Annotated in this window: 6 protein-coding genes and 2 pseudogenes; 1 reads left to right on the plus strand and 7 read right to left on the minus strand. The window is 43.1% G+C overall.

Annotated elements, in window-relative coordinates:
- Positions 1 to 87: 87 nt before the first annotated feature.
- From DXA15_RS26615 to DXA15_RS14990, 5 genes and pseudogenes are all read right to left on the minus strand, one after another.
- Positions 88 to 300, minus strand: coding sequence for a hypothetical protein (locus tag DXA15_RS26615; RefSeq protein WP_158579671.1), 213 nt, complete (start codon positions 298 to 300; stop codon positions 88 to 90).
- Positions 301 to 356: 56 nt separating this feature from the next.
- Positions 357 to 563, minus strand: coding sequence for a hypothetical protein (locus DXA15_RS26620; RefSeq protein ID WP_158579672.1), 207 nt, complete (start codon positions 561 to 563; stop codon positions 357 to 359).
- A 98-nt stretch (positions 564 to 661) separates the two neighbouring features.
- Positions 662 to 4,219, minus strand: a complete 3,558-nt coding sequence (gene nifJ / locus DXA15_RS14980) for a pyruvate:ferredoxin (flavodoxin) oxidoreductase (RefSeq protein ID WP_128134543.1) — start codon at positions 4,217 to 4,219, stop codon at positions 662 to 664.
- 32 nt (positions 4,220 to 4,251) lie between these two features.
- Positions 4,252 to 5,429 (minus strand): annotated as a pseudogene (locus DXA15_RS14985) (ATP-binding protein).
- A gap of 187 nt (positions 5,430 to 5,616) precedes the next feature.
- Complete coding sequence (locus tag DXA15_RS14990; protein ID WP_128134544.1) at positions 5,617 to 6,636, minus strand: branched-chain amino acid aminotransferase; 1,020 nt, start codon at positions 6,634 to 6,636, stop codon at positions 5,617 to 5,619.
- An 84-nt stretch (positions 6,637 to 6,720) separates the two neighbouring features.
- Between DXA15_RS14990 and metF the strand changes: the two are divergent.
- Positions 6,721 to 7,669 (plus strand): annotated as a pseudogene (gene metF, locus DXA15_RS14995) (methylenetetrahydrofolate reductase [NAD(P)H]).
- A 222-nt stretch (positions 7,670 to 7,891) separates the two neighbouring features.
- On the opposite strand, the gene DXA15_RS15000 reads toward metF, so the two are convergent.
- Both DXA15_RS15000 and DXA15_RS15005 read right to left on the minus strand, forming a co-directional pair.
- A complete protein-coding gene (locus DXA15_RS15000; protein ID WP_233567304.1) occupies positions 7,892 to 8,800 on the minus strand; it encodes a metallophosphoesterase in 909 nt (302 codons plus the stop codon).
- Between the two features lie 99 nt (positions 8,801 to 8,899).
- Positions 8,900 to 10,357, minus strand: a complete 1,458-nt coding sequence (locus DXA15_RS15005; RefSeq protein WP_233567305.1) for a RagB/SusD family nutrient uptake outer membrane protein — start codon at positions 10,355 to 10,357, stop codon at positions 8,900 to 8,902.
- Between the last annotated feature and the right edge of the window lie 263 nt (positions 10,358 to 10,620).

A 10,620-nucleotide genomic window follows, 5' to 3' on the forward strand; every position in this document is an offset into this window, starting at 1 on the left:
GGTTCGCGAACCGCCCTTACCTACGACGCAACATTCATATTTGAGAAATTCCGAATCAATTCCCCACTACATTATTATTGGTGCACCTCACATTGTCTTATTATCTTTATCTTCCTCCTCCTCGTCATATTCATCATCGAATTCGTCGTCGAATTCATCATCATCGAACACATCTCGATCCTCCAATATCTCAAGACCGAAATCGCCGCCTGTGGATTCTTCCAATATAGGGATATATTTACTTGCCTCAAGAGAGGGCAACCAGGTGAGGGCGGCCACCTCTCCCATATTTATATTCAATCAAAGGAATCTCTTCCGTATCCTCTTCCAGTATATATTGCGTCAGGGCAAAACTCTTATCCGGTTTGATCCCGAACTCTTCGGCAAACATTTCCACCGGCACGACGACGAACTACGATCACTTCCGCTACAGCTCCTCTTTCATCTTTCCAGTCATCGGATACATAGCACACCTCTATCGGTAAATTTCTAGCTTTCAAACGAATATACTTTTCAGGGGAAAGTAACTGAAACTGATTCTGCTTGCTTTTATTTTTTGCCATTTACTTGTTGCTAAAGGTTCGATTTATTTAGCTTATACAAAAAAACGGAACCTCCTTTCGAAGATTCCGTTTTACTATTTAGATGATCAAATAATCAATTATTCCTCAACGCCCCACTGCTGTTTAGCCAAACGCTTGTAGTTGTTAAGTCTCCACTTAGCGTTGTCTTCGGCAGCCTGGAACAATTGACCTGCTTCAGCCGGGAATTGTTTTGTCAGAGATGCGAAACGTACTTCACCCTTCAGGAAGTCCTGGAATTTGCTCCAATCCGGTTCTTTGCTATCCAAAGTGAACGGATTCTTGCCTTCTTCTTCCAAAGCTGGGTTGTAACGCCACAAATGCCAGTAACCGCATGCTACTGCATCAGCTTCTTCCTGCTGGCTCTTACCCATACCCTTCTTCAAACCGTGGTTGATACAAGGAGCATAAGCAATGATCAATGAAGGACCATCATAAGCTTCAGCTTCGCGGATCGCTTTCAATGTCTGAGCCTGGTCGGCACCCATTGCGATCTGAGCAACATAAACGTAACCGTAAGTTGTAGCCATCAGACCCAGGTCTTTCTTGCGGATTCTCTTACCGGAAGCAGCAAACTTAGCGATTGCACCTACCGGAGTAGCTTTAGAAGACTGACCTCCCGTATTTGAATAAACTTCAGTATCCAATACCAGGATGTTAACGTTCTTACCTGAAGCAATTACATGGTCAAGACCACCGTAACCGATATCGTAAGAAGCACCGTCACCACCGATAATCCACTGTGAACGTTTTACCAGGAAGTGAGAAAGCTCCTTGATCTGTGCGCTAAGCGGACAGCCGTGAGTGATACCTTCTTCAGCAATAGCCAATACCTGAGGAGCCAGTTCTTTTGTTTTATCGGCATCATTCTGATTTTCAACCCAAGCCTTCAATACTTCCTTAGCTTCAGCAGGAGCATTGTCGGCAGCGATAATTTCGTTCATCGCATTTGTCAGGCGTGCACGCATTTTTTCGTTAGCCAGTTCCATACCCAGACCGAATTCACAGAAATCTTCGAACAATGAGTTAGCCCAAGCCGGACCCTGACCCTTATCGTTTGTTGTATAAGGAGTAGAAGGAACTGAACCTGAATAGATAGAAGAACAGCCTGTTGCGTTAGCTACCATTTCACGGTCGCCGAACAGTTGAGTTAGCAACTTCACGTACGGAGTTTCACCACAACCGGAGCAAGCACCGGAGAACTCAAACAACGGAGTTGCAAACTGAGAGTTCTTCACGTTAGCCTTCACGTCAACCAGATGTTGTTTTGTTGTCACCTTTTCAGCACAGAAATCCCAGTTCGGAGCTTCATCCAATTGAGTTTCCAAAGCAGCCATCTTAAGCGCTTTACCACCCTTCTTCGGATTACCCGGACAAACATCGGCACAGTTACCACACCCCAGACAGTCAAGAACGTCTACCTGAATCCGGAACTGCATTCCTTCGAATTGTTTACCTGTTGCTTTCAAAGAGTTATTGAACGGAGCAGCAGCCTGTTCAGCAGCATCCAACACGAACGGACGGATAGAAGCGTGAGGACAAACATACGCACACTTGTTACACTGGATACAGTTTTCGCCATCCCATACAGGAACAAAAGCAGCCACACCACGTTTTTCGTATTTAGCTGTTCCCTGACGCCAAGTACCATCTTCGATACCCTTGAATGCAGAAACCTTCAACAGGTCACCATCCTGAGCATTGATAGGACGAACTACTTCGTTGATGAAAGCAGGATCGCTGTTTGCTACAACTTCATCATCCGGCAGGTTAGCCCATGACGGATCAACAGCAAGCTGAGTATATTCGCCACCACGATCAACAGCAGCATAGTTCTTATTAACTACATCTTCACCTTTCTTACCGTAAGACTTCACGATGAATTTCTTCATCTGTTCGATAGCCAAATCAACAGGAATTACACCTGTGATACGGAAGAATGCAGACTGAAGGATTGTATTGGTACGGTTGCCCAAACCAATTTCCAATGCGATCTGAGTTGCATTGATATAATAAACAGTAATGTTTTTCTGAGCGAAATAACGTTTTACCTTGTTCGGCAAGTGTTTAGCCAACTCTTCGCCATTCCATACAGTGTTCAACAGGAATGTACCATTTTCACGCAAACCGCGAGTAACATCATACATACGCAGATAAGCCTGAACGTGACAAGCAACGAAGTTCGGAGTATTTACCAAATAAGTTGAACGAATCGGATGATCACCAAAACGCAGGTGAGAACAAGTGAAACCACCAGACTTCTTAGAATCATAAGAGAAGTATGCCTGGCAATATTTGTCTGTATTGTCACCAATAATCTTTACAGAGTTCTTGTTAGCACCAACCGTACCGTCAGCACCTAATCCGTAGAACTTAGCTTCGAACATGCCTTCACCACCCAAAGCTATTTCTTCTTTCTGAGGAAGAGAAGTGAATGTCACGTCGTCTACGATACCAATTGTAAACTGATTCTTCGGCATCGGCAAAGACAAGTTTTCGTAAACAGCAAGGATCTGAGCCGGAGTAGTATCCTTAGAACCCAAACCATAACGACCACCTACGATAACCGGAGCATCGGCCTGACCATAGAAACATTCTTTTACGTCCAGATATAACGGTTCGCCGTTAGCGCCCGGTTCTTTTGTTCTGTCAAGAACTGCGATACGTTTAGCTGTCTTAGGAACAGCAGCCAGGAAGTGCTTAGCAGAGAACGGACGATACAAGTGAACAGAAACCAAACCAACCTTTTCACCCTGAGCTGTCAGGTGGTCGATAGCTTCGCGGGCAGCTTCGGTTACAGAACCCATTGCGATAATCACGCGTTCTGCATCTTCTGCTCCGTAGTAATCGAACAAACCATATTTACGGCCTGTGAGCTTGGAGATTTCGTTCATATATTCTTCTACGATAGCAGGAACTGCTTCATAGTATTTGTTTGAAGATTCTCTGTGCTGGAAGAAGTGATCCGGGTTTTCAGCCATACCGCGAGCTTCCGGTTTTTCCGGATTCAAAGCACGTGCACGGAATTCAGCCAACGCCTTCTGGTCGATCAGCGGAGCCAGGTCATCATTTTCAAGAGCTTCAATCTTCTGGATTTCGTGTGATGTACGGAAACCGTCGAAGAAGTTCACGAAAGGAACGCGAGACTTGATAGTAGCCAGGTGAGCTACACCCGCCAAGTCCATAACTTCCTGAACAGAACCTTCTGCCAACATTGCGAAACCTGTCTGACGAGCAGACATAACATCCTGATGATCGCCGAAGATACACAAGGCATGAGAAGCCAGTGTACGGGCAGATACATGGAATACGCAAGGAAGCAACTCACCGGCAATCTTGTACATGTTAGGGATCATCAGCAACAATCCCTGAGAAGCCGTGTAAGTTGAAGTCAGGGCACCAGCCTGCAAAGAACCGTGAACTGCACCCGCAGCACCACCTTCTGATTGCATTTCCTGTACCAAAACCGTTTCGCCGAAAATATTCTTACGTCCGGCGGCAGCCCATTCGTCTACATATTCTGCCATTGTAGACGACGGAGTGATGGGGTAGATAGCGGCTACTTCGCTGAACATATATGAAATATGAGCAGCAGCCTGGTTACCATCACAGGTCAAAAATTTCTTCTGTTTTGTCATAGACTTTTACTATTAGTATTTAAAAGAATTTCTTAGTATAAAAAGCCAAACAGCCAAAGCGGGATCATATTCTCTTCTCCTACTTCGACCTTGTCTACAGCATAGTATAAATCGGGATTGTTTTTTACTTTCATACTTTCCTCTATCCTGAAATTATACTTTCCGTTTACCAAAAAGTGTGCGTTCTTCATTCCCTCATTTAGCGTATTGTCTTTCAAAAGCTGGTTATAGAAAAAAGATTCGCGCACAGCCTGCACATTTACCTCCATCGGACGGATGGGGTACATCAGATTCGAATTGTACATATACACGGTAGATGGTTTTTTCGGAAACGATTCGCCTACCGGATATAACATATTCATTAAACGGGCATCGGTCAGATATTTTATATAATTCATCACTGTAGCCCGTGACGTTTCTATTTCTTTGCTCAACTGGCTGACATTCGGCGTACACGGTGCGCTGATAGCCAGCAGATACAACAGTTTGCGGAGTTGGGCAGATAGCTTTGCTCGATTTGCTTGATGTACAAGACATCTACCTCCAGCATCATATTCATTGTCTTCAGCAGGTTCTCTGAGAAATTACGTTTCTCCAGGAAGAACGGATAAAAACCATGATGCAAATAATCCTGAAAATAAGCCATCGGTTTGGCTACCGAACAAATATTCTTCGCAATCTCCTGATGGTTCCCGATTATTTCTTCAAACGTATAAGCCGGAAAACTGTTTCCCGACATCAGATTCAAAAACTCGCGGAAAGAAAAACCACGCAGATTATATGAAACAACTTTACCTGAGAGATCCGGATTTTCCTCTTTCAGCCTCATAACTGACGAACCGGAAAAGATAATCTTCAGGTCTTCAAAATTATCATAACAATAACGTAACTCTTTCGACCATCCGGAATATTTGAAAACCTGGTCGATCAACAACACCTTTCCTCCTTTTGCCCTGAACTCAGAAGCAAAGTCGACCAGCGTACGTTCCGTAAAATAAAAGTGATTCAGATTTATATACAGGCACTCTTTATTATCAGCACCAAAATGTTCGCGGGCATAATCCAGTAAAAAAGTAGTTTTCCCTACTCCACGAGAGCCTTTGATCCCGATCAACCGGTCATTCCAGTCAATCTCATCCATCAGCCCCCGGCGTACCGGTGCATGCAAATGTTCTACAAGGTATTTATGTGTTTTAAAGAATGCTTCCACCTGACTGTCTTACTATATAGACCGCAAAGATAGAAAATATCCTCAACTTTGCAATACCGAGATAGCAATTTTATTTTCAGTTGGCAATCCAAAGTTGGCAAAGCGTATTGACGTTTGAGAATTTAGAGTTGGCAGTTAACACTCCCGATTTATCCAAAAGCATTAACTGTCAACATCTTTTATCTGATTATTCAATTATCGTTACCCAACCATATGTATCAGGTTCGTCACCATATTGAATGCCACGCAGTTTGTGATATAGTTTTTCACAAACAGGTCCGGGTTTGCCGTCCTTGGCAATCACGTATGATTTATTTTCATCCAAATCATCAATCTGTGAAATCGGGGCGATAACGGCAGCCGTTCCACATTCTGCCGCTTCATCGAATGTAGCTATTTCTTCAAAAGGAACAGGACGACGTTCAACCGTCAGTCCCATATCTTCAGCCAGCTGCTGCAAACTCTTGTTAGTGATAGACGGCAGAATAGAATGAGACTGCGGAGTGATGTAACTGTTTCCACGAATACCGAAGAAGTTTGCGGGACCGCATTCGTCCAGGTATTTCTTTTCTTTCGGGTCCAGATACAATACGGCGGCATAACCCTTTTCATGCGCTATTTCTCCGGCCACCAGGCTGGCTGCATAATTACCACCGACTTTGATCGTCCCGGTCCCATAAGGCGCAGCACGGTCGTATTCACGCATGATACAAACCTTTGACGGTTTGAAACCACCTTTGAAATAAGGTCCTACCGGGGTTACGAATACCATAAACATATATTCGGGAGCCGGTTTCACGCCCACCTGCGCACCCAAACCGATCATCAGCGGGCGGATATATAATGCTGCTCCACTCTCATAGGGAGGAACAAAACGCTCGTTCAACTTCACTACCTTACGAATAGCTTCTTCAAATTTCTCCACAGGAAGTTCAGCCATCTTGATGCCCCGGCTGGAAGCTTGCATACGTTTGCCGTTTTCATCCATACGGAACACACGGATTTTACCGTCTTTTCCCTTGAATGCTTTCAAACCTTCAAACGACTCCTGTCCGTAATGGAGGCAAGTAGCTGCCATGTGAATATTAATAATTTCAGAAGAGCTAACTTCCAATTCACCCCACTTACCATCACGATAGTAACACCGTACATTGTAGTCTGTCTTCATATAACCGAATGCCAGATCAGACCAATTCATATTTTCCATATCATTGTCGTAATTAGATTATGAACGCAAAAGTAAGCTATTTCGGATGATAATTGTTACTTTTGCAGCAAAAATAATTAAAATATGAAAGTTATTGATCTGATCAACGGCAGTAAAACGACTGCTTTTTCATTTGAAATTCTACCTCCTCTGAAAGGGAACAGCATACAGAAGGTATATAATGTGATTGATAAACTGAAAGAATTCGACCCTAAATACATTAATATAACTTCTCACCACAGCGAATATATCTATAAGACCTTGCCCGACGGTAGCTTCCAGAAAGTGAACATCCGCAAGCGTCCGGGTTCGGTTGCCATTGCTTCTGCCATCCAGAACAAATATGGTATTCCGGCAGTTCCACATATTATATGTAAGGGATTTACAAAAGATGAAACGGAATATGCGTTGATCGATCTTAATTTCCTGGGAGTTTACGACCTGCTGCTGTTGCGTGGTGATGTAAAAACACTGGAAGCCGGACAAAATACAGATTTATATCACGAACATGCGACTGACCTCAGGAACAGGTAAACAATTTCAATAAAGGTATTGCCGTAGACGGTTCCACATTCGAAGCAAACGAAACACCGTTCTCATACGGTATGGCTTGTTATCCGGAAAAACATGAGGAAGCACCGAATATGGAATCGGATATTTTTTATCTGAAAGAGAAAGTAAAAAACGGCGCTGATTATCTGGTTACTCAGATGTTTTTCGACAATGAAAAATATTATTCATTTGTGGAACACTGCCGCGCCGAAGGTATCGATGTCCCGATCATTCCAGGCATCAAGCCGGTTGTCTTTAAAAACCAGCTGACCGTATTACCTAAAATATTCCGTTCAGACATTCCCGAACCGTTTGCAACCGAATTGCGGAAATGTAAAAATGATGATGAAGTAAAAGCCGTAGGTGTCGAATGGTGCATCCAGCAATGCAAAGACTGATCGCCCACGGTGTCCCAAGCCTGCATTTTTATACAATGATGGCTACGGATAGTGTTTACAAAGTGGCAAAAGAAGTATATTAAAACCGTTGGTGGAACTAATCGATTGCCAGGAGACAACGGGTTGGATAAAAAGCGTAATACTGACGAAATCCGGAGAACATTACTATGTCTTATTAATTAGAGGTAGGTGTAAATGAATTTAGACGTACCTCTAATTCGATTTACACCTACCTCTAAATTTACTTAGACCTACCTCTGTCTGAAAAAACATTAGATTGCTTTACGCAGATCAACTGAATAACTTTACACCGTGAAGCGATTCAAATCCTTATCTTCACAATTATAGAAACCATCGATATGAATATTATTCTGCGTATCGATCTCCACAACAGCAAAACTGTTGTTATCGGGAAGGTTTCCTTCTATCATCCCTTTCATTGTCCAGTAGTGGATATTATTACGGAAACTGTAATGTCCCGCATGATGATGTCCCTGGAATACAGCTAGCACATTCCCGTTTTCTTCTAACAGAGGAACTATTTCGTCCGCATTACTTACACAAAGCGATTTACTGATATCGGAGAAGCGGTCTAACAACTGATGGATAAAAATGATGACCGGTTTGTTATTTCCTTTCAATTCTTTCTTCAGCCAGTCTATCTGGTCTTCAGGGACATAAGCCTTTGTCCAGTCAAAATTACCTTTATCATACGGGGTCCCGTCCAGATTGTAGTTCGCATCCAGGACTATGAATTTTATATTATCAAAAGCAAATGAATAATAAGCCTTCTTGTCGGCATCACCCTGATTGGATGTATGTTGCAGAAAATCGTCTTTGGAGATGCTATCCATATCATGATTTCCCAGGACATGGTAAACCGGTCCCCGGAACGATTGAAAGACGTTTTCTATTTCATCCAGATAAGTAATTGTCTGTTCCCGCCGGGGGACATTATCCTGATCCTTCAGATCGCCCATTTCGATCACAAAATCCAGATTGGAAGAGTTGAAGACCTCCATGGCCTCTTTCAATTTATCCATTGTCTGAGGGAAATAACGGGTCCCATAAGGTTCCCGTCGCGAATAATGCAGATCGGTAACAACCCCAAACCGGACAGGCCGTTGTCCGCCACAGGATACAAATGAAGGAGAAGCTGCCAGGACCAACACCTCTCCGCATGCCTTTTTTAAGAATAAGCGTCTGTTCATCATATTAAAATTTCATAGGTTATAGAGTCATGCCGATAACCTGCCGGATGTAGCAGGTTATCAGCATTGGCTTACAATATTAATAATAAAAAGTCAATATACCTACCATCCCGGATTTTGGATTAATTGCGGGTTCAAGGTTATTTCATTAATAGGAATACATTCCAGATAATCTCTTTCCGGATCAAAACCATATCCATTGGGAATCTGGCCGATATAAGGATCTAATAATCCATTTTCATCCACCTTATAATTAATCTTCATACCTTCCCACTCCGACAGATCCAAAGGATACCCTTTAGGACGTTTTCCTTTGAGCAGACTATGTGCCGCCCACCTCATAATGTCGTCATACCGAAAACCTTCACAACCTAATTCCACCGTACGCTCCCTTCTTATTTCATACAATTCATCTGAAATAGCATAACCGTAATCAGCATATAAAGAACGATTTATATCAGACTGTACTTTAAAGTCCGGCATCCCTACCCTTCTCCTCAACAAATTGACAGACTTATCATAATCAACAACTTCCCCCAGTTCACATTTAGCTTCCGCATAGTTCAACAAAGCCTCGGCATAACGGAAAACAATGGCTCCCGTCACACAATTTGTATTCCATGATACACCGCTCCCCGCCTGAGGATCTTTCGGGTCATTCCCTTTCTTTATCTGAAAACCCGTATTATTCAAATACTCCCCGGACTGATTCAGGAAAGGCTTGGTAAATATACCTTTGCCATAACCGTTATCCCACATCACCATATCAGGAATCCAAATAGTCTGGGATAAACGCGGATCACAATCTTCGGCAATCTTTGTCAGAAAATCACCGCCTTTCACCGTTTTCCCAACAGATATATAATCATACGGTTCGCCGTTCTTTTTCAGATAATGGTGGATTTGCTCCATTGTCAGAGAATTTCCGGCCGTCCGGTCAGAAACATATATCTGAAAAGAATGTCCCATCCCCAGTCCTTTATCATAACGTTTCCAGAGAAGAGCCTCCTTATTAGATGTTTGATCTGTTAAGGAAAACATCTTGCAATAATCTTCCGACGGAGAATTTGTTGAATATAATCCAGTCGAATATTGGGGATCCATCAATTCTTCCGCAGCCTCAACCGCCAAGCGGAAATATTTATCCGGATCGGCTCCGGAAGTACCAAACGCAGATCCTTTATGATATTTCTGCCAACTACCTTCATACAAAGCGACTCTCGATTTAAAGAGCAATGCGACTTCCTTACTCAACCGGTTCGAACCACCATCCACAGATTTCAAAGGATTCAGGTACTCTATTGCCTTATCCAGGTTCCACAGGATCGAATCTACAACAAGCACACGGGAATCCCTGGCCTTATACAACTCTTCAGAGCTTGTATCCAGCGCCTTGGAAAACCAAGGGACATTCCCATAGGCACGTACCTTTTCAAAATAAAACCAGGCTTTAAAGAAATGGGCTTCCCCGACATAATGTTTATAACTATCGAAAGGATCTTTACATTTCCAATAGTTATCAAAAACACATTCACACTTCGTATCTTCGTCCAGTTCCACTCTTTATCAGACGTTGAAGTGACCGGAGAACGCGAACCATTCCACACCGTACTGGGAACACCTGTTATCTGTGTATCAGAACCTCTCGTCCCATCCCATCCAATCAGTCCGGTATAACTTCCAACAACTTCGAATGCCGGAAGCGATGGATAAAACTGTAACGTATAATTAGCCAGATCGCTGGTCGCTTTCCAATAATCGTCATTTCCAATCTGAGTTAACGGCTTCTTTTCCAGATAATCGTCACAGGAACTTATCAGTAT

Source organism: Parabacteroides sp. AM58-2XD (assembly GCF_003463685.1).
GTDB lineage: Bacteria > Bacteroidota > Bacteroidia > Bacteroidales > Tannerellaceae > Parabacteroides > Parabacteroides segnis.

What these genes read in the sequence shown, in the direction of transcription:
- DXA15_RS26620 (WP_158579672.1), bottom strand. Translation starts at nt 563, where the DNA reads ATGGCAAAAAATAAAAGCAAGCAGAATCAGTTTCAGTTACTTTCCCCT.
- nifJ (WP_128134543.1), bottom strand. Translation starts at nt 4,219, where the DNA reads ATGACAAAACAGAAGAAATTTTTGACCTGTGATGGTAACCAGGCTGCT.
- DXA15_RS14990 (WP_128134544.1), bottom strand. Translation starts at nt 6,636, where the DNA reads ATGGAAAATATGAATTGGTCTGATCTGGCATTCGGTTATATGAAGACA.
- DXA15_RS15000 (WP_233567304.1), bottom strand. Translation starts at nt 8,800, where the DNA reads ATGATGAACAGACGCTTATTCTTAAAAAAGGCATGCGGAGAGGTGTTG.